The organism is Alteribacter aurantiacus DSM 18675 (assembly GCF_000429705.1).
Lineage (GTDB): Bacteria > Bacillota > Bacilli > Bacillales > Salisediminibacteriaceae > Alteribacter > Alteribacter aurantiacus.
The window spans coordinates 1,118,067-1,136,344 of sequence record NZ_KE386941.1; the positions used below are offsets into that span (position 1 = coordinate 1,118,067).

Genomic DNA, 18,278 nt, shown 5'->3' on the forward strand with positions numbered 1-18,278 from the left:
CCCGAAATATACACTAAAAAACCCTATTTGCATAGCCTAAAATCATGAAAAGGCCCGATACAGAGGTCTCGTATCGGGCCTTGTGTCTATACTTTTATAATATCGTAACGGTCACTAAGAATTAACCAATTTTGAGGAAAGGGCAAGCCTAGTTTCCAATAACTGATACCCCTTAACCCTAATTCATCAATAAGATTGAATTTTTGTTCAATACTCCTCGCGTCCTCAAACCAAACCTCATGCTCATTTCCTTCTTCATCTATATAAGTGAAGGTAGGTGCTTGAGATTCTTCATCATATTGAATATCAACATTATATTGATATGCTCTTCTTACCGCTTCATTTGGGCTTACTGCTTCTGCCATATCTTCCCCCGGAGTGAATGGCAATGTCCAATCATAACCGTAAAGGTTTTGCCCTAACATGATTTTTTCAGCTGGCATTTCCGTTAATGCATACTCAACGACTTCCCTCACTGGTCCAATAGGTGATACTGCCATCGGCGGACCACCACTATACCCCCACTCGTAAGTCATTAAGACGACAAAATCGACAATCTCCCCATGGGCTCCATAATCATGAGCTTCGTACCATTTCCCTTCTTGATCGGCACTCGTTTTTGGAGCTAAAGCTGTAGATATGAGAAGTCCTTCTTGCCTTAGTCGATCCGCAGCTTTTCTTAAAAAATCATTATAACGTTCTTTATCTTCCGGTCTTAAATATTCTAAGTCAAAATGAACATCCCGATAGCCAATCTCACCTGCTATTCGGACAATCTCCTCTAACAACGTATTTTGAGCTTCTTCACTCGTTAAGATAGCAGCTCCAACCTCATCACTAAATGCCCCGTCCTCCAAATTCGTTATGACCATCATAAGTGCAGCGTTGTTTTCATTTGCAATGGCAGGAAAACCGTTGAGAAGCGGCGGATTTAAGGTTCCATCTCTATTCACTTCATAACTAAAAGGAGCCAAATAAGTTAAAAATGGCGACCTGGACCTTGCTGATTCAATGAGGTTATCAGAGACCTGATTACCCATCGGTTCAATATAAGCATTGGTTTCAATCGACTGTTTCGGAGCAGGTGGAATATAAAGTCTTAGTCCTACATTTAATGGTTCATTCATAGATACTTGATTAATATCAGCTAATTCATCAACGTTCATATTGAATTTTTCTGCTATTTCAAAGAGACTATCCCCTTCTTCTACCTCATAAAAAGAGCCGGTAATCGGAATGACAATGCTTTGTCCTACGACTAATCGGTCAGGTTCTGGTAGCTCATTGGCCTCTGCAATTTCAACAGCTGAACTGTTATACTTTTGTGCAAGGCTAAATAACGAATCTCCTTGTTCAACAATGTGAATCTGCACATCGTGTTCCCCCTATCCCTAATACCCACGTTTAAGGTCCTGTCAATCACCTCTATATATACGCACATAGGACTTGGTTGATGAATGAATGCAGGGATTTTCTTTTCACTCCCATTCTTTTTCTAGTATACTTACATGTAGTCAGTTAAAAGGAGACCTATCATGTTACGAAAAATCATTGTTACCTTGTTCTATGTAAGCATTGCCGTTTTCATTTATGTGATTCATGAGCCCCTTCTTCAATGGATCCACTCAACCGATCGTGAATATGCTGTTATAACGGCTCTTGTGGCTACGTTAATGTCTTTATTTCCAGTTATTCCTTATCCCATCGTAGGTGGTGTGATTGGGGCAGCCTATGGCCCTGTTCTCGGTGGTTTTCTCATTTGGTTTGGGTCAAGTATGGCTTCTATTATCATGTTTGCCATTGTTCGTTATGGCTATCAAGACTGGGGCATGAAGATTCTTCACAAATATAAGTACTTGGGAAAACTAACAGTCTTATTTGAAAGGAATGCCTTTCTAACCATAACATTGCTTAGAATGATTCCTATCATCCCATCCATCATCATAAATGTGTATGCTGCTTTAAGCCGTGTTCGCTTTGTGTCTTATGCCCTTGCGTCGTCACTCGGTAAGATTCCTTCCATGATTCTATTCGCCATGATTGGGCATACCATCGTGACAGATCCACGTGAAATCATCTATATGGTTATTGTGTACGGCACATTTTTAGCCATTGTTTACTCAGGTTATCGCTATTTTAAAAAGCGGGCAGAAATAAAATTTCAACTTCAACATGAAGATGCAAAATAGCAGGATCTTTTAATAGAGAGCGTAACAAGAACAAATAAGGCCACTGGAAAAGTATTTCGTACTTTCTCAGTGGCCTTGACTATTTCTTTGCTATTTTCACATATAAAAAATGAAGTTTCCCTATCAAAAAATAAAATGTTGCTCCCACAATGCCACCCATTGTGTTTAAAATGACATCATCAATGTTAGCAACCCTGTACGTAAAAAAGTACTGATTCACTTCAATAAATGTGGATAAAAGAAGTGCGAAAAAGCCTACAGGTAGGATGCCCAAGATTGATCGCCGCCACCTTCTATAGACAAGGGGAAATAAAAAACCAAATGGGATAAACATAATGACATTGCCTAAGAGGATTCTGATTGGTACCCAGATATCCGTGCTGTAATAGTAGATATTATGAATACTAAGGAATGGAACAACATTTAAATTACGCCCATCTTCTCCAACAGGTCCATACGAAGAACCATAGTTCCACGCGAAAAACACGACGTAAAAAAGGCTCGCCATATACAACAAGAAGAACATTGTTACAAACGCTCTTGGCTTTGTTTGCCCATTACCCGGTTTTGTTTCTTTCTCTACGGCTTTCTCTTTTTTCATAGCATTCATGCCTCTCCCTACCTTCTTGCCTCTTAACTTGGTCACGTCTCTCTATTATCATATGAACGCTTGTACCATGGCAACCCTCATTCAGTTAAATCCATAATACAAAATGGTAACAAATTAAAAAATACAACAGTAAAAAAACCCGGCCTCATGAGGACAGGTTTTGTGGATGTTATTTCCCTTTAGAGGGAGCATAATCAGGTTGAGCGTTACTTTTGTTGTTCATTTGCTTGCCTTTGTTTGAATCACTTTTACGCGGCTGTGTTCCTAAATGGTTAGGTCTGTATTGATCAAACTTATGGCTCATCGTATAACCCTCCTTCCCTTGTCTTAATATGCCCTTACAGAAGGAGGTTTACACGAGGATTAAAGAGCACTGTCCAGTCGATCTTGATGTTTCTTATCAAGCCGAAGTTCAATACGTTCCATTTCTTTTGGATCATTCAATAGTGCTTGTTTGTTCTCATGAATCAAGTCTTCAAAGCGTCTTTTTTTCGTTTTTTTCATTCTATTCACCTCTACATCCAGTATTAACGTAAAAAGATGTAGTTCATACCTGCGGATTATGAGTTGCCCAAGATATGACTTTGATCTTCGTCTGACAATCGTTTGCTTACGTATACGTTTTCAGCTTCATCCAGGGTCATGAGGAAGCATTCTTTCGGTTCTTTTAGGCCATGTTTTAAAAGTTGTTCTTGTAACCAAGATCTTGATTTTAATTTACTTAAATTAGCGTCGATCACGTGACCGTCCTGAATTAATACAGTAGGATAGCCCTTTGATATGGGCATTTTTCCTAAATCATCGGGTGTGGCAGCATCGAACTGTGTCTTTTTTATCACGCTTATTTGACCATTCGATTCTAAAACTGCATAATCCACTTCTGAGAGATCAATGGCATTTTGTAAACGGAGATCCATCATAAGAGACTCAACAGTAATCTTCATTCTGTTTAACTCTTTATGAAGAATTTTCCCTTTATTTATTAGCACAATTGGTTCATCTTCAATTACACGTCGAAATCTCGGCATTTTTAAAGCAATCCATGATAAAAAAAGGTGAATAGCAGATATAAAAGCTGCAGCTGCCAATGGACCTGGTAATGGAATTTCCCCATCAGCTAAAGGCTCACCTACAATATCACCAATGATGACACCAAAGATAAAATCCAGAGGATTAATTGTACCGATTGAACGTTGACCCAATACTTTAATTAATAAAAAAATATATATGTACACAATAATTGCTCTTATTAAATAATTATAAACCGGTAATTCACTAGCCCCTTGCCAAAAATCAAACATTCTTCTCACCCTCTGGCTATGGATATTGAAAAACCCAAGTATCAACTTGATCTTGGGTTTCCCTTCAATTTATTGACCCGTTTGCGGCTGATCATTCCTCATCTTCTTTACTTCATAATCAGCAAAGGTTTCTAATTCTGATGCATGGTTTTCCTTCCCTTGCATTTTTGCGTTTTTGTTTCTTTCAGCGTTTGCATTGCCTTTCTTTTGACGGCCCATTCTTCTCCCCCCTTTAAGTCTTGTTAGTATGTGTTCGATAAAAGGTGGTTATGTAGTTTTTCCATTTTAATTATGGTATGTGAAATATTTTTTATTTGCAGGGTGGTTGAGTGGTTAGTGGAGCTTGGGGCTATTGGCTTAATCTGGAGGTCTTGTAAAACGAATGTTACCTACGTTCCTGTTCATTTTTAAGTAATACAGATATTTTACCAAAAAACAGGTCCCGCACATGTGGCAGGACCTGTTCTCAATTCTATTATGATTTTGCTTTTTTTGTTTCTTTTAACGCTCTGCGAAGTACCATTGGTAGAATACCACCGTGGCGGTAGTAATCAATTTCTACTTCACTGTCGAAACGAGCAAGTACATCAAACGAAGTTTCTTTACCGGTATCAGGGTGCTTTGCAACAACCGTTACCATTTCGCGAGGCTGGATCTCGTTCGTCACTTTAACATCAAAGTGCTCTTCACCAGTAAGCCCTAGGGATTCTGCACTGTCCCCTTCTTTAAACTGAAGTGGAAGTACGCCCATAAGAACGAGGTTACTACGGTGAATACGCTCAAAGCTTTGAGCAATAACCGTTTTTATTCCTAGTAAATTCGTTCCTTTGGCAGCCCAGTCACGGGAGCTTCCCATTCCGTAATCGTTACCGGCAAGAACAACAAGACCAGTGTCTTGTTCTTTATATTTCATACACGCATCATAAATCGCCATTACTTCACCAGTTGGCCAGTAAGTGGTGTATCCACCTTCAGTACCCGGTGCAAGTTGGTTTTTAATACGAATATTTGCAAACGTTCCGCGCATCATCACTTCGTGGTTACCACGACGGGATCCGTATGAATTGAATTGTGCAGGTGTTAACCCTTTTTCAATCAAGTACTTTCCTGCAGGGCTGTCTTTAGCGATCGAACCTGCTGGAGAAATGTGGTCAGTTGTAACACTATCACCAAGCTTCGCTACTGCACGCAGGCTGTTAAGCTCTTTTACGTCTTCAGGATCTTCACTCATATCTTCAAAGAATGGTGGGTTTTGAATATAAGTTGATTCGTTATCCCACTTGTAAAGGTCCCCTTCAGAAGTTTGAAGCTTATTCCAACGCTCGTTATTATCGAATACTTTTTCGTATTCACGCTTAAATAACTCCGGAGCTACTGCTTCATCCATATATTTCTTGATTTCAGCGTGACTTGGCCAAATATCTTTGAAATAAACATCTTTGCCGTCTTTATCTTGACCGATCGCTTCAGTATGAAGGTCAATGTCAACGGTCCCTGCAAGGGCATATGCAACCACAAGCGGTGGAGATGCTAAGTAATTTGCCTTCACAAGCGGGTGAATACGTCCTTCAAAGTTACGGTTACCACTTAAAACAGAAGAGACAGTCAAGTCATTGTCAGCGATTGCTTTTTCAATTTCCATTGGCAATGGTCCACTGTTTCCGATACATGTTGTACAACCGTACCCTACAAGATTAAAGCCCAGTTTGTCCATGTACGGCATGAGGCCTGCATCTTCAAGGTAACCTGTTACAACTTTAGATCCAGGTGCAAGACTTGTTTTTACGTATTCCGGAACTTCAAGGCCTGCTTCAACCGCTTTTTTAGCTACCAATCCTGCACCAATCATAACGTGAGGGTTGGATGTATTTGTACAGCTAGTAATCGCCGCGATTGTCACTGCACCCGTTTTTAATGTTGATGTTTTTCCGTTTGGATGGTCTACATCCACTGATTTATTTATCTCATCAGGTTCTAGACCGAAACCTTGGTTTCCTACTGGAGCCGTAAGAGACTTATTCCACTCTTGTTTCATCTGGGAAAGAGGGATTAAATCTTGTGGGCGTTTAGGTCCCGAAAGGTTTGATTCAATTGTTGAAAGGTTGATTTCTACAACATCCGTAAAACGAGGCTCGTCTTTGCCTGGCTCATAGAAAAGGTCGTTGGCTTTACAGTATGCTTCAACAAGTTGAACTTGTTCTTCAGATCGACCAGTAAAGCGCATGTAGTTTAGCGCTTCTTCGTCAACCGGGAAGAAACCGCAAGTAGCACCATATTCAGGCGCCATGTTGGATATCGTCGCACGGTCAGCCAATGGCATTTCAGCAAGACCCGGGCCGAAGAATTCAACAAATTTACCTACAACTTTCTTTTCACGAAGGACTTGCGTTACTTTTAATGCAAGGTCCGTTGCAGTCGCCCCTTCCGGAAGAGCTCCTGTAAATTTAACACCAATAACTTCCGGAACTGGGAAATATGAAGGTTGCTGAAGCATTCCTGCTTCGGCTTCAATTCCACCAACACCCCATCCGAGTACACCAATACCATTGATCATTGTTGTATGAGAATCCGTACCTACAAGTGTATCAGGGAAAGCTACGCGCTCTCCGTTATCGTTTTCATTTTCTTGTACTACATTAGCAAGATACTCTAGGTTTACTTGGTGAACGATTCCTGTTGCCGGGGGTACCGCTCTGTAGTTATCCAATGAGTTCTGTGCCCAGCTAAGGAACTTGTAACGCTCTTCATTACGTTGGAACTCAAGCTCCATGTTTTTAAGTAAGGAATCTGCCTCTCCAAAATCATCCACCTGTACAGAGTGGTCAACTACGAGGTCAACCGGGATAGCAGGATTGATTTCGTTAGGGTCTCCACCTAAATCAGCCATTGCTTTACGCAAGGAAGCGAGGTCTACTACCGCAGGTACCCCGGTGAAGTCTTGAAGGATAACTCGGGAAGGCTTAAATGGCACATCGATTGCTTTTTGCTCGTCTGTACCCCATTTAGCCAGGTTTTCTACATGTTCTTCTGTAATGACTCTGCCATCATGCTGACGGAGAACACTCTCTAAAAGCACCTTTACAGAGTATGGGAGGTTGGAAACGGTTCCAACTCCGGCATTTTCAATTGCTTTTAAATCATAGTAATAATAGGTTTTTCCATTAACTTCAAAAGATTTTTTAGAATTGTATAATGTTTTACTATTCGACATATGTATTCCCTCCTCCATGTACTATCATATAACAGATTGTCTAAATTGTCTAAATCATTGTGAAAAAAGTGACAAGTTCACTTTAGTACAATACCATGATTCGACGTTTTTGGGAATGGAAACGCTTCATTTTACACACATACAATAATTTCCCTGCTTTCAATAACTTTAAACCGGCATTTTCAACAGCTATTCTGTGAACGCTAATGAATGGAGGTGACAACGATGACGAAAGATAAAGCCAATCATGTACGTCCCGGAATGAATGATGCGAAAGCTCAAGGAAAAGGTGCTGGCTTAAACGAACGATGGAGTGATGAGCCATTGAGTGCTGCTGAGCGCCAGTTTAATAAAAAGACTAAAAAACGTCAGTAATTTTTTAATCGGCTGTTTTCGTATAAATTGTTGCTTTTTATTATTTTCTTCATTACTTAGAATGGTTGTTGAAGCATAAGGGCCCTTCGCTTTCCATGGCGGTGCTAGCAAGCCAGTAGAAACACCTGCTTCTTCCTCTGTAAGTAACGCTTCGTAGTTTGCTGTGTCGAAGCAACTCGTAGAAAGCTCTCAAGGTGGAACGCTCTTCACTGCCACAGAAGTCTCGTGCCCTTCTGCTTCAACTCATCTTGTATAAAAGCAACAATCCTTTTGAAAACAGCGTTTTAATAAAACAAAGTTCAGTCACTTATACACAAAAAACAAGTATGCAAGCGCCTTAATGGACAAGATAGGTAAAGTAATCCACATTAAAATATAAAAGAAGGCCACTGAAATCGTTGTACTTTTCCAGTGGCCTTCTTTTAAACCATAGAACAATATAAAGAAGAGACTGAGAAAATAGAGTGCAGAAGAAGATCCGAATGTTTTTTGTTCGGATCTTTATTCCTATAAACACTTTTGTCCCTGTCTGTTTTATTCTATTCCATTAGCTGTTGTTCAAATTGCTTTAATTCCGTCTCATATTGTTTAAGCTGTTGCTTTTGATGCTCTGAAGCAGTGATGTGAGCCTTTTGTATGACTTGAATGGCTTCGTTTAATTCTTGTTCTGCACGTTTGTGGTGATGACCATAGTCAACATCTCCGGAATGCAGATCATTCATGGCATCTTGTAATTGAACAAAAGCCTGTTGCGCTGCTTGAAATGCTTGCTGTTTATTTTTATCGTATGGCATTTACGAACATCTCCTTTTTCAACTAAGACTGTTCTTAGTTTGAAACATAAAGGTTCTTTTATCCATACAAGTTAAGGAAATATTAACGACCTTTGCTTTCTTTTTTACTCTAAGAAGTGGACAGACTAAACAAAGAAAGGAGGCGATCGTCATGGAAAACAACACATTTAAAAGTCAGCGAAGAAACCAACCTAAAAACAATCGTACAAACCAGCCACAACCAAAAAGTGGTTCTCATAAAACGAAAAAAGCGAATCATTATGGTCAAACAGACGGAGAGAGTTAAACCACAATTTCCTATAAATAATATTGTTAGTTTGGCCCATACTATATGTTGAAGAGAGAGCCAAACGCTTTCTTTTCAGAGAGATGATACAGAAATATGCACCATCGAAGTGAAGTGTGGAACCTTTTAAGTCTTCTTGAGGGGTGGTTAGCTTGTACCATTAACAAGCTGTGACGCACAGTCTGAATGAACACTACATGATTACAAATGAGGTGTCTCCGAAGGACAAACATCGATAGTACCCCATACTGTATCGACTCATAAAAAGAGTGGTCACATTGCTGACCACTCTTTTTTCAATTCATCCGATCTGTTGAATTTCGCATCCCGCTTGTCCTTTTAATTGAGTGAAATTTTTCCATGTATTCCATAGCTCTCGCAAGCCATACTATTTATGAAAAGAAAGTCATACACTTTCTTTTCATTAGGTCCGGTACTTGGCACCATCGAAGTGAAGTGTGAAAGATAGGCAAACCTTAAGATTACTTGAGGGGTGGTTACCTTGAACCAGTACGCGCACATCTGTCTGAAGCAAAAGACTACGTCGTTAATGAGGTGGTTGTGAAGGACAAACATCGATAGTACCCCATATGTATCGTTCCTATAAAGAAAAAGGTGACCGCAACCCGGTCACCTTTTTCTTATTTCATCTTTGTTTTCAACAATCTTTCCCGGTCGATTTGTTTACCAACAACAAAGTCTGTTAAAACGCCTAAAGCGTAAACGGAAGCTGTAAGTCCCACTCCGGCTATCATCACTTTCTTCACGATGCTTCCTCCTTTCTTTGATGCGTTTGGATCCTTTTTTGAATATTACCTTACATTTACCCTTAATTCATCTTTTTTCTGCAACTACTAACGCCAATGTAGCAATGGGTCCTAATAGAAGAGATAGTAAAAACCAGTTTAACCCACTTCTGTTTTTTTCTTTGTGCAATACCTGCATTGATTAAAGATAGGTTCCCCCATCCTAATTAGTAATTTTCCATATAATCCTCCAAACGCCTAGTCAATCGTCATCCCATAAATAAAGCCATTACGACTTCCCACAACAACCTTATCATTAAACACTGCGGGTGAAGCCTCTATGTTTACATCGATTGAGATCTGATCAATCGTTTCACCGGTTTTTCCATTTATAAGAGTGACATCACCGTTGGAATCTCCTTGGACAATGTAAGCGTTCCCTTTTTTATCGTAAACATCTACAGGTGAACTCCAGGCATAACTGCATATCCTTTGTCCATACTTCATCTCCAGTTTCCTTATTCAAAGCCACCATGATCCCGCTATATCTACTTCCATGTCTTGCAATTGTATAAATAACGAGATCATCAATAGCTTCATTACCAATAACCGGAGTAGCAAGCACCCCGCCTACAACTCCTGGGTAGTAAAGCAGCGTAACTTTTCTGCCAAATTACGTCTCCCGTTAAACCGTTGATTTTTCGTAAGTGGCAGTCTCCGTCTCGTCCAATGTTATCTACCTCTGTAGCCGTATACAAATAAGGAACATCATCGATTACTTCTACAACGATTGTGGAATCTGTATCGTCTAGTGCAGGGAAGGACCACACCGGGGTCATTGTTTGCATATTCACGGCAATAATAGAGCCACCATTGTTTGCAAAAAATGCGAGATTTTTATATACTGCAACGGAATTTTCAATTCCTTGATAATGATTCCCCTCTACTTTATATCTCATTTTCCATTCGTGTGGCTCCACAGTAATGCACTTTTTTTCACGATCAAATGTTGTATTAAGTGGTACTTGATAGAACATTCCGTTCTCCCCGCCAACAACAAAAGTGTCCGTTTCTCTGTTCACAAGAGCCGAACTGTCAAAGGCTCCCCACTCCCGATATGCATCATCGTCTCTTCCAGGTATAAGGTAAAGGAGAGACCCGTCTATGAGATTATAAATATAAAAGCCGAACGATTCAGCGTAAGGAACACCGTCACCAACATACAAAAGTGGGTAACCTCGACTGTCAACAGAGACACTACCTTTAATTGGATTCTTCACATGAATAGGTGGTCTAGTTTGTTCGCCTGATTCAAGATCAAGAAAATAGACGTTGCCGTCAAGGGATCCTTGAATCACTTCAACAAAAGATGCTTCTCCTTTAAATGAGTCATAAATATTCATCATTTCTCTGACGTCGTCATCCCAATGAACAATAGCTGGTTGCCCTGTCCACCCGGAACCACCACCCCAATCGGGATTAAAGCTTGTTTGAAATTGCCATGATAACGATAATGCTGCCGCTTCTTTTTCAAGAGTTCCATATGATGGCCGATCCCTGAAGTGGCCTCCTCTGAAAGTCAGCACTCCTGGAACCTCAGAATAGGTATAGGGAAATGTTTGGTTCGTATTTATGTATCGTTTTGATTCGTGATTACTTATATTATCAAAATCTATATTTTGGTGGTTATAGGACTCGATTGAGATCGGCGTAAATATATTATCATAATGAATGCCAACTTGTGCCTCTTCACCTCGATCATTTCCTTCTAATCCTTCCTTCTTCTCCATTAACACAATCTCAGTTGTTCGCTCTTGAGCTGGCAAGATTGTTAAGTCTTCTTGCCCGATCGCAACATGGAAGTTACAGCCGCTCAACAAAAATAAGAATGACATTATAAGTATCCTTTTTTCATCTACCAATCTCCCTCCCAGCCCTTCCAATATATCACAATTCGCAGCACCTTTTGAACATTTTTTCCTATTTATTCCATGATAAAAGCTGCCCCAAAGGAGCAGCTAGTCATGCTTATACTTTTATTGGTGGGCCGAAACAATAGGATTTGACCATGTGATATAGGAGGTTCTCATCCACATAAACCGGCTTTTCTTTGACACGATCAAGCATTTCTCTCGTATTTGAATCATCGAAAGCCACTTGCTTGCTCAAGTACGTTTGAAATACGCTCAATGGTTCGTTAAAGCGGACCTCTTCTTTCGTTAGTTCATTGAAACTACTGGTCGGTTTCAAGTGAACGTTATTTAGATCAAGTACGTCCTTGACGATCTTGAAGATGGCTCCATTTGTTAAGTGGTAGCTGTTTGTAATGTGGTAGATTTCACCCTTTTCAGCACGCTCTGCACCTATTGATAAAACGTTAACGACATAGTCAACAGGAACAAAGTTAGACGGCATCTCCTGGTCGCAAAGGAATGTGAAATTCTTTTCCCTTTCTTCCATGCGTCTATCCATTCTCTTTTTAAACAACTGAAAGCTTCTTAAAATACCATATAAAGCAAACGTGGTGTCCGCTTGACCCGTTTGGGAGTCTCCTATAATAATAGATGGTCGGAAAATACTAATGTCCATTTTATCATTATATGAATAAACCAAGTGTTCTGCATGACATTTACTTTCTTCATAACTGTTCACAAAAGCGCCATCACATTGATGAAGCTCCTCCGTTCCAAACTCTTTCATACCGAGCGTATATGCCGTACTTACATGGAAAAACTTCTCAACGCCAATACGCAATGAAAAATCGAGAATGTTTCTCGTACCTTCCACGTTAATATCAAAAGACTTTTCTCTTTCACGATCATCAAAAGAGAGGTATGCGGCACTATGATAAACAATATCAATGTGTTCCCTCTTCAATTCTTCTATTTTTTCTTCTTCCAAACCAAGTGTAGCATCAGAAAGACTTCCAAACACGACATGAAAACGGTCCATTAGAGAGTGGGGAATACGATCCATCAACGCTTTCTTTTTCCGTTCGCTCCTGACTAATGCATAAACCTCATGTCCTTTTTCCAGTAAACGTTCTGTTAATTTTGAGCCCACAAAGCCTGTAGCTCCAGTCACAAAGATTTTCATGTGACCACTCCTTTGTAATTAGATAGTTAACAATATATTGAAATATCAGTTAGTCCTTGGAAATTGTCTCGTAAGTGCCACGTTTTTTTCTATAAAAATCAAGACTTCTTTTATAATAACATTGTTTTCCCACGAACAATAAGGTATATTGTTCAATATATTAAAATAGCCTTTAAATGAGGGTACTACAATGTTACTAAACTTTCAAAGACATTATTGCAAATCGAGTGATGAATGGATGGTTCTGTTCCATGGTTTAGGAGGAAACTATTCCATTTTTTATAAGCAAATTGAGGCTTTTAAACAACATTATAATCTTTTATGCGTAGACTTCCCCGGTCACGGTGAGTCTGCCTCCTATGAGGAATCGGACTATTTGAGACTGACAAGTGATAAAGTGATCGAATTAATGAACCACTTAAAAATTGATTCAGCTCATTTTGTCGGCGTTTCTCTTGGTACGATCGTTATGCAAGATATCTCTCTTCGCCATCGTCACCGTATAAAGTCAATGGTTCTTGCTGGAGCTGCAAACAGGTTCTTGAAATGGGGAACTGTTCTCTGCAAGTTGACATTGGCCAAGCCAGTAAGGAAGTTACTTCCTTATATGGTCCCTTATTCTATTTTCGCTTTTTTGCTCATGCCAAAAAAGAACCACCGAAAAGCGCGTGCAATATTTATTAGAGAAGCATTCAAGTTAGGTAAAAGTGATTATCTTAAGTGGGCAAAAGTTGGACAATACGCTTATAAAACGTATGATAAGCTTTCTCTCACAAAAAATGTGATTCCTAAACTATACGTTTCCGGAGCGGAAGACCACATGTTTATTAAAGGAATTAAGAAGTTTGTAAAAACAGAAGAGGCTTCATCCTTAACGGTGATTCCCAACTGTGGTCATGTATGTAATATCGAAAAAGCAGAAACATTTAACAAAAAAGCCTTATCTTTCTTAGAAAGCTTAAAAAAGTTAGAAAAGCATAAAAAGCAAAACATTGTGTAGAAAAACGACTAAAGGGCTGTAGAGAAGTGATCTCTACAGCCTTTGTTTTGCGTTTCACCCTTTTAGCATTTTAAGATTAATGAATAATGGTGATTGCAGCCCCCACTGGAGACGCCACCCTTCGGATTCTTCCTAAATGTCCAAGCCTCTTGAATGTCCATTAACCCAAACGTTTTTCTGTGTTCATTTGTAAATACTCTTCTATTAATTCGTTCACTCGTTTAGGATTGTCTCGGTTTGTTGCATGGCCAGCTTTTGGGATCACTTCTAAACGTGAACCAGGAATAGCCCTAGAAATATGCTTTTGTTGATGACGAATAATAAGATCATGCTCACCAATGAGGACCAGTGTATCACAGCCAATGCTTTCTAGCCCATCTCTGCAATCCATTTGGGTTAACGCCAACCAAATACGTGTCCAGTCTTTTAACGTTAGGGATTGCACGGCCTCTTCAATAAAATATTTGTTTGATGGATTAAATTGAGAAAAATATACCCCTTGGGCTTTTGCAAAAGCATTGATCGGAAGGTAAGAGAATACAAATCTGTGCATGGGCATAATCAGTTGTTCATAACGATTAAACCGAAATGTGCAAGGGGCACCTATTACAATAAGACCACGGACACGTGTTGGATATTTAATTGCGGTTTGCATGCTAATCATTCCGCCCATGGAAAGACCACATAACACGATCGATTCAATACTTAAATGATCGAGGAGGTCTATAAGGTCTTGAACAAACACTTCTCCATGTACTTCACCATTGCTTTTCGTTTTACCATGACCCCTCACATCCCAAACAATGACTTTATATCTGTCTTTTAGTTGCTCTATTTGAGGGTCCCACAGACGGTGATTCCACGATGCACCGTGAGTAAAAAGAATGGGCATTCCCTCACCGTGCACTTCATAGTAAACCGGTCCGTATTTAGCATCGAAAAAAGGCACCGTTTTACCCTCCTTTCACAACCATCACTTCCCTTTATTTTACATTATTTAGAACTTTTAGACAACCGTTTCCTTGTTTACATAATTATTTTATTGTCTATTAAAGTGAGGAGGCTATACCCTTACTTCATTGTAAGGCTTTGCTGCACGTCATCCTCTACTACATTCATCGCATTCACTTCATTCTCATAATCAAAAACAATCCCTTTTTTATCTGAAGGGACACAATTTAAGGAATGATTCTGAACTTAAAGACTATAAATCAATGTAGAATGGTATGACCATATGAGGTGAAAAGATGAACGTAATCGTGACGTGCACGTTGCTACTCTTGTTTTTGTTAGCCTTAAAATTGACTCAAGGTTATTCCAAGCCTTCTAAACAACATTGGTGGAGAAAATACTTACCCTCCTTCATCACATTGAATGCTTCACTCGTGTTTTTCATAAAGGCTCATTTTTTTTCCACTCTATATCAACCGATTATTGATATGACTTTTTTTATTCTCTTTTTAGTAGTAAGTATCGTTTCTTTTTTAACCGTGTTGGTTTCTCATCGCATTTCAAATATCGGACAGTAATTATTTCCATTAAAACAGATCTTTTGTCCCCTACAATTATACGAACACCTGTTTTATGCTTTTAGTAGGTGATGAGAAAATGGAAATAATAGACTACTCTTATTTAAAGCGCAGAGCGATGAAAGCGTGGTTTGATGAGTTTCCGAATAGCCCCGTTATTTTTAGAGTGATTGGTCACTACTACTTTGTTTATCGGGTCATGTGGTCTGATGAAGATCCGATTGTAAAACGGGATGCATTAATAGAGATGGAACGATTACTTAATCGGGAACTTGGCTCAGAAGAAGCCTACTTGACACGAAAGCGAATGGTCTAGAACCGTTGGCTTTTTTCTTTTCGGCAACAAGACTTTTCACCGACCCAAGATTATCGTAGAATAGAGTTAGATTAACGAAGAGGTGAATATTCGTGGGTAACGACCTGTTTATATGGTTTATCTTTCTATGGACCATTTTATTAATTACACTAGTTTCCATCGGTGGCTACTTTATGTTCCGTAAATTCTTAAAAAAATTACCTAAAGAAGATGGGAAATCCATCTTGGATTGGCAAGACCACTATATTCAAGAAACATTACATTTATGGTCAGAAAGAGACAAAGCTTTTTTAAACGAACTTGTAGAACCAGTTCCTGAAATCTTTCGTGACGTAGCAAAAGGTAAAATTGCCGGTAAAATTGGAGAGTACGCATTGGAAGAAAATGCGGATCGGATGACTGAAGAGCTAATTATTAAAGGATATATCGCTGCAACCCCTAAGCGAGATCACAAGTTTTTAGTAAAAAAACTGCGAGAGAAAAAAGTCGACATCAGTCAGTATGAAAGCTATTTCCAGCAATAGACGTAAAGGTGACTCAACCGTTATTTCCCAAGTTGAGACACCTTTTTGTTTTGCACTGAAGAATGAAACATGTGAGAAGCGTTTGTGAATTACCATTAAACACAAGGAAACGCGATCGAATTACAGTGGCCTTCTTACCCATAAGCATAAAAAAAGCCCGCTTCCCTTTAAGGTAGCGGGTTTTCCGTCTGCAATTGCATAGCGTTTGTGTTGTTTTGGCTGCTAAGGGTTTTCTCTACTTTTCTAAATTTCATCAGCATAGCGATACGCCAAGGAAGAATCATTCCGAACGCGAGAACGAAAAACATGCCTGCAAGCTCTTCCACTTGAATTTGGTGTCCTAAAGTAAGCTTAAAGATTACCCTTAAAAGAAGTAGCCCCACCAAGATAAAAGCAAATGCCTTTGAACGCTTTAAGTAAATGTCATCATTTCGGATTTCAAACTTACTCGTTTTAATCAAAAGGATGGAGAAAAGTAAGCCGACCGCAAATGCCTCAAAAAACTGTAAGGCAGTAAGACGGGCAGGCTCGTAAACAAACATTAAAAAGCCGGTGCTCATAGCAATCGGCGGTATGATTATTTTTCGGGCATTTGCCGGTTTTTTCATCGCTCTCATTCGTACAACAAGTGCTATCATACCCATTATCACCGCTAACACGGTAAACACAATACCAAGCAAGGGTTCATCCCCTCCAAACTGTAAAAACTAAGATGCTATCACTAAGTATATCACCTAGCCTAGCCCCTTACCAGTTCCTTTCTGAGGGACTGCAAAAGTTCGAACATACTCTTTTTCAATGCCTTAGAAGCCATGATTGTAATGGTTGCAGTTTCAAAACCCTAACGTGTAGGTTTCTCATAACAGTAGCGCAAAAGAATAGAACCATTGCCATTTAAATAACGGCAATGAAAAAGTAATTCTGTAAGTTTTCAGTGGCCTCTTTCTTTCTAGCATACAAAATGACCATGCGCCTAAGACCTCGAGCTCACAGATGCTGAAGCTTGGTGTGGAATAATTACACTGAAAGAAAGTTCTTATGAAATAAAAAAAATTGGCTTTCCCTCTATATGAGGTGAAAGCCAAGTGGTTAAGGATAAACATGTTTGTGGTGTATCGTCTCTTGCAATTGTTATGCTTTTACGTCGTAACCTTGGTCATCAATTTCTTCTTTTAATTGCTCAACTGTAACTTTCGATTCTTCGTATTGTACTAAAACATTCTTGTTGCTTAAATCCACTTCAGCAGCCACAACCCCTGCTAGGTTCTTTAAAGCTCCTTCTACTGCAGCTTTACAATGGTTACAAGTCATTCCATCTACATAAATGGTTTCTTTTTTCATACATTCATTCCCCCTATTAATTATGAGCGTGAAAATTGTTGAATCACTTTCATTAGCTCATCGATCGCTTCATCTTCATTCCCTTTTTCTACAGCATTCATCACACAGCCTCTAGTATGATCTTCAAGCATCGTATAACCGACTTTTTTCAAGGCTGCATTGATCGCGGAAAGCTGAACAAGAACATCCACACAGTATCTGTCATCTTCTATCATCCTCTGAATCCCGCGCACTTGTCCTTCAATACGCTTAATTCTGTTGATCAAACGCTCTTTTTCATCTGAAGAACGTTTCGTAACAGCTGGGGAATTCTCTTGAATCAATTCGATATCTAATTTCTTTGACAACATTCTCACCTCAATTTCTCTACCTTCACCATACCCCCGAGAGGTATCAAATGTCAAATCATCTTTCTTCAATAATTCTCTTTAAGCTAACCAAATGTTCTCCATCCTCTTTTTTTAGCATCTTAACCATCATGGGTCTCATGATTTTCATTAAGAATTTTGTAGCACTTACATACCCTTCAAAGAATACTTTAGTGGTTGTTTCATCCTCTTTTTTTAACGAATAGTGATAGACCACTACAAGACCATTGTTCTCACTTTTAATGGAAATCTTATTATTTGGTACATACTTGACTACTTCAAGGATTGTTCCTACTTTACGGTTACGAAACTGTCTAATTTCTTCAAATTGCGTCCCTTCCCTTGTGGGTCCCTCCGTCAGTTTGTTCACTTCGACTACATTTGCCAAGACATCGGTATTGTTTTCGATGTTTGATAAAAAATCGAAAACGTCCTCACAAGGTTTTTGTATGATCACTTCTTCTTTCAAATCAGACACTTTTATACGCTCCTTTGAAAAACTCGTTTTTGATTTACTTCTTGCAGATCGTGGAGTAGCCTTTAACACCCTGGCTTTTTTAATCGGGATACGTGGTGTCTCACAGCTTCTAGG

23 protein-coding genes are annotated in these 18,278 nt (G+C 39.3%); 6 read left to right on the plus strand and 17 right to left on the minus strand.

The features are described from left to right. Window positions 1-86 precede the first annotated feature (86 nt). On the minus strand, window positions 87-1,373 hold the full coding sequence (locus G476_RS0108860; RefSeq protein ID WP_026689777.1) for a LysM peptidoglycan-binding domain-containing protein: 1,287 nt from the start codon (window positions 1,371-1,373) through the stop codon (window positions 87-89). A 162-nt stretch (window positions 1,374-1,535) separates the two neighbouring features. Here G476_RS0108860 and G476_RS0108865 point away from each other — a divergent pair, with 162 nt between their 5' ends. Next, window positions 1,536-2,189, plus strand: coding sequence for a TVP38/TMEM64 family protein (locus G476_RS0108865; protein WP_026689778.1), 654 nt, complete (start codon window positions 1,536-1,538; stop codon window positions 2,187-2,189). A 79-nt stretch (window positions 2,190-2,268) separates the two neighbouring features. On the opposite strand, the gene G476_RS0108870 is transcribed toward G476_RS0108865, so the two are convergent. From G476_RS0108870 to acnA, 6 genes are all read right to left on the minus strand, one after another. Continuing rightward, a complete protein-coding gene (locus G476_RS0108870) occupies window positions 2,269-2,799 on the minus strand; it encodes a VanZ family protein (protein WP_245579649.1) in 531 nt (176 codons plus the stop codon). A gap of 169 nt (window positions 2,800-2,968) precedes the next feature. After that, the gene (locus G476_RS0108875; protein WP_026689780.1) at window positions 2,969-3,103 is read right to left on the minus strand and encodes an acid-soluble spore protein N; all 135 of its coding nucleotides are present in this window, start codon (window positions 3,101-3,103) and stop codon (window positions 2,969-2,971) included. A 59-nt stretch (window positions 3,104-3,162) separates the two neighbouring features. Beyond that, entirely contained in the window at window positions 3,163-3,303 is a 141-nt protein-coding gene (locus tag G476_RS23285; RefSeq protein WP_084405687.1) for an FbpB family small basic protein, read from the minus strand. Between the two features lie 56 nt (window positions 3,304-3,359). Beyond that, the gene (locus tag G476_RS0108885; protein ID WP_026689781.1) at window positions 3,360-4,100 is read right to left on the minus strand and encodes a DUF421 domain-containing protein; all 741 of its coding nucleotides are present in this window, start codon (window positions 4,098-4,100) and stop codon (window positions 3,360-3,362) included. A gap of 69 nt (window positions 4,101-4,169) precedes the next feature. Beyond that, complete coding sequence (locus G476_RS23810) at window positions 4,170-4,319, minus strand: hypothetical protein (RefSeq protein ID WP_169720883.1); 150 nt, start codon at window positions 4,317-4,319, stop codon at window positions 4,170-4,172. Window positions 4,320-4,575: 256 nt separating this feature from the next. After that, a complete protein-coding gene (acnA, locus tag G476_RS0108895) occupies window positions 4,576-7,311 on the minus strand; it encodes an aconitate hydratase AcnA (protein ID WP_026689782.1) in 2,736 nt (911 codons plus the stop codon). 225 nt (window positions 7,312-7,536) lie between these two features. On the opposite strand from acnA, the gene sspO reads away from it, so the two are divergent. Further along, complete coding sequence (gene sspO / locus G476_RS0108900; RefSeq protein WP_026689783.1) at window positions 7,537-7,686, plus strand: small acid-soluble spore protein O; 150 nt, start codon at window positions 7,537-7,539, stop codon at window positions 7,684-7,686. Window positions 7,687-8,225: 539 nt separating this feature from the next. Here the strand turns inward: sspO and G476_RS0108905 are convergent. Continuing rightward, complete coding sequence (locus G476_RS0108905) at window positions 8,226-8,480, minus strand: hypothetical protein (RefSeq protein WP_026689784.1); 255 nt, start codon at window positions 8,478-8,480, stop codon at window positions 8,226-8,228. 151 nt (window positions 8,481-8,631) lie between these two features. On the opposite strand from G476_RS0108905, the gene G476_RS0108910 reads away from it, so the two are divergent. Then, on the plus strand, window positions 8,632-8,766 hold the full coding sequence (locus tag G476_RS0108910) for a small acid-soluble spore protein P (RefSeq protein WP_026689785.1): 135 nt from the start codon (window positions 8,632-8,634) through the stop codon (window positions 8,764-8,766). Window positions 8,767-9,407: 641 nt separating this feature from the next. On the opposite strand, the gene G476_RS24035 is transcribed toward G476_RS0108910, so the two are convergent. From G476_RS24035 to G476_RS0108925, 4 genes are all read right to left on the minus strand, one after another. After that, window positions 9,408-9,533, minus strand: a complete 126-nt coding sequence (locus G476_RS24035) for a hypothetical protein (RefSeq protein ID WP_281170446.1) — start codon at window positions 9,531-9,533, stop codon at window positions 9,408-9,410. A 237-nt stretch (window positions 9,534-9,770) separates the two neighbouring features. Then, on the minus strand, window positions 9,771-10,019 hold the full coding sequence (locus G476_RS22850) for a hypothetical protein (RefSeq protein ID WP_051314728.1): 249 nt from the start codon (window positions 10,017-10,019) through the stop codon (window positions 9,771-9,773). Window positions 10,020-10,111: 92 nt separating this feature from the next. Further along, window positions 10,112-11,407: a PQQ-binding-like beta-propeller repeat protein gene (locus G476_RS21645; protein ID WP_051314729.1), complete on the minus strand. Its 1,296-nt coding sequence runs from the start codon at window positions 11,405-11,407 to the stop codon at window positions 10,112-10,114. Window positions 11,408-11,540: 133 nt separating this feature from the next. Further along, on the minus strand, window positions 11,541-12,608 hold the full coding sequence (locus G476_RS0108925) for an SDR family oxidoreductase (protein WP_026689786.1): 1,068 nt from the start codon (window positions 12,606-12,608) through the stop codon (window positions 11,541-11,543). Window positions 12,609-12,798: 190 nt separating this feature from the next. Between G476_RS0108925 and G476_RS0108930 the strand changes: the two genes are divergently transcribed. Further along, window positions 12,799-13,608, plus strand: coding sequence for an alpha/beta fold hydrolase (locus tag G476_RS0108930; RefSeq protein ID WP_026689787.1), 810 nt, complete (start codon window positions 12,799-12,801; stop codon window positions 13,606-13,608). A gap of 160 nt (window positions 13,609-13,768) precedes the next feature. Here the strand turns inward: G476_RS0108930 and G476_RS0108935 are convergent, their stop codons facing one another. Then, window positions 13,769-14,557: an alpha/beta fold hydrolase gene (locus G476_RS0108935; protein WP_026689788.1), complete on the minus strand. Its 789-nt coding sequence runs from the start codon at window positions 14,555-14,557 to the stop codon at window positions 13,769-13,771. 659 nt (window positions 14,558-15,216) lie between these two features. Between G476_RS0108935 and G476_RS0108945 the strand changes: the two genes are divergently transcribed. Both G476_RS0108945 and G476_RS0108950 read left to right on the plus strand, forming a co-directional pair. Continuing rightward, window positions 15,217-15,453: a hypothetical protein gene (locus tag G476_RS0108945; protein ID WP_026689790.1), complete on the plus strand. Its 237-nt coding sequence runs from the start codon at window positions 15,217-15,219 to the stop codon at window positions 15,451-15,453. Window positions 15,454-15,545: 92 nt separating this feature from the next. Further along, on the plus strand, window positions 15,546-15,977 hold the full coding sequence (locus G476_RS0108950; protein ID WP_026689791.1) for a DUF2621 domain-containing protein: 432 nt from the start codon (window positions 15,546-15,548) through the stop codon (window positions 15,975-15,977). Window positions 15,978-16,144: 167 nt separating this feature from the next. Here G476_RS0108950 and G476_RS0108955 read toward each other — a convergent pair whose 3' ends face one another. The 4 genes from G476_RS0108955 to G476_RS0108970 all read right to left on the minus strand — a co-directional run bounded on the left by G476_RS0108955 (window position 16,145) and on the right by G476_RS0108970 (window position 18,164). Beyond that, entirely contained in the window at window positions 16,145-16,657 is a 513-nt protein-coding gene (locus G476_RS0108955; RefSeq protein WP_026689792.1) for a CcdC family protein, read from the minus strand. 451 nt (window positions 16,658-17,108) lie between these two features. Next, a complete protein-coding gene (copZ, locus tag G476_RS0108960) occupies window positions 17,109-17,318 on the minus strand; it encodes a copper chaperone CopZ (protein WP_026689793.1) in 210 nt (69 codons plus the stop codon). A 20-nt stretch (window positions 17,319-17,338) separates the two neighbouring features. Further along, complete coding sequence (locus tag G476_RS0108965) at window positions 17,339-17,641, minus strand: metal-sensitive transcriptional regulator (protein ID WP_035186822.1); 303 nt, start codon at window positions 17,639-17,641, stop codon at window positions 17,339-17,341. Window positions 17,642-17,723: 82 nt separating this feature from the next. Further along, complete coding sequence (locus tag G476_RS0108970) at window positions 17,724-18,164, minus strand: SRPBCC family protein (protein ID WP_026689795.1); 441 nt, start codon at window positions 18,162-18,164, stop codon at window positions 17,724-17,726. Between the last annotated feature and the right edge of the window lie 114 nt (window positions 18,165-18,278).

Excerpts from the sequence above, each read along its gene's own strand:
- G476_RS0108865 (WP_026689778.1), top strand. The coding sequence starts at position 1,536 with ATGTTACGAAAAATCATTGTTACCTTGTTCTATGTAAGCATTGCCGTT.
- G476_RS0108870 (WP_245579649.1), bottom strand. The coding sequence starts at position 2,799 with ATGAATGCTATGAAAAAAGAGAAAGCCGTAGAGAAAGAAACAAAACCG.
- G476_RS0108875 (WP_026689780.1), bottom strand. The coding sequence starts at position 3,103 with ATGAGCCATAAGTTTGATCAATACAGACCTAACCATTTAGGAACACAG.
- G476_RS23285 (WP_084405687.1), bottom strand. The coding sequence starts at position 3,303 with ATGAAAAAAACGAAAAAAAGACGCTTTGAAGACTTGATTCATGAGAAC.
- G476_RS0108885 (WP_026689781.1), bottom strand. The coding sequence starts at position 4,100 with ATGTTTGATTTTTGGCAAGGGGCTAGTGAATTACCGGTTTATAATTAT.
- G476_RS23810 (WP_169720883.1), bottom strand. The coding sequence starts at position 4,319 with ATGGGCCGTCAAAAGAAAGGCAATGCAAACGCTGAAAGAAACAAAAAC.
- acnA (WP_026689782.1), bottom strand. The coding sequence starts at position 7,311 with ATGTCGAATAGTAAAACATTATACAATTCTAAAAAATCTTTTGAAGTT.
- sspO (WP_026689783.1), top strand. The coding sequence starts at position 7,537 with ATGACGAAAGATAAAGCCAATCATGTACGTCCCGGAATGAATGATGCG.
- G476_RS0108905 (WP_026689784.1), bottom strand. The coding sequence starts at position 8,480 with ATGCCATACGATAAAAATAAACAGCAAGCATTTCAAGCAGCGCAACAG.
- G476_RS0108910 (WP_026689785.1), top strand. The coding sequence starts at position 8,632 with ATGGAAAACAACACATTTAAAAGTCAGCGAAGAAACCAACCTAAAAAC.
- G476_RS22850 (WP_051314728.1), bottom strand. The coding sequence starts at position 10,019 with ATGAAGTATGGACAAAGGATATGCAGTTATGCCTGGAGTTCACCTGTA.
- G476_RS21645 (WP_051314729.1), bottom strand. The coding sequence starts at position 11,407 with ATGTCATTCTTATTTTTGTTGAGCGGCTGTAACTTCCATGTTGCGATC.
- G476_RS0108925 (WP_026689786.1), bottom strand. The coding sequence starts at position 12,608 with ATGAAAATCTTTGTGACTGGAGCTACAGGCTTTGTGGGCTCAAAATTA.
- G476_RS0108930 (WP_026689787.1), top strand. The coding sequence starts at position 12,799 with ATGTTACTAAACTTTCAAAGACATTATTGCAAATCGAGTGATGAATGG.
- G476_RS0108945 (WP_026689790.1), top strand. The coding sequence starts at position 15,217 with ATGGAAATAATAGACTACTCTTATTTAAAGCGCAGAGCGATGAAAGCG.
- copZ (WP_026689793.1), bottom strand. The coding sequence starts at position 17,318 with ATGAAAAAAGAAACCATTTATGTAGATGGAATGACTTGTAACCATTGT.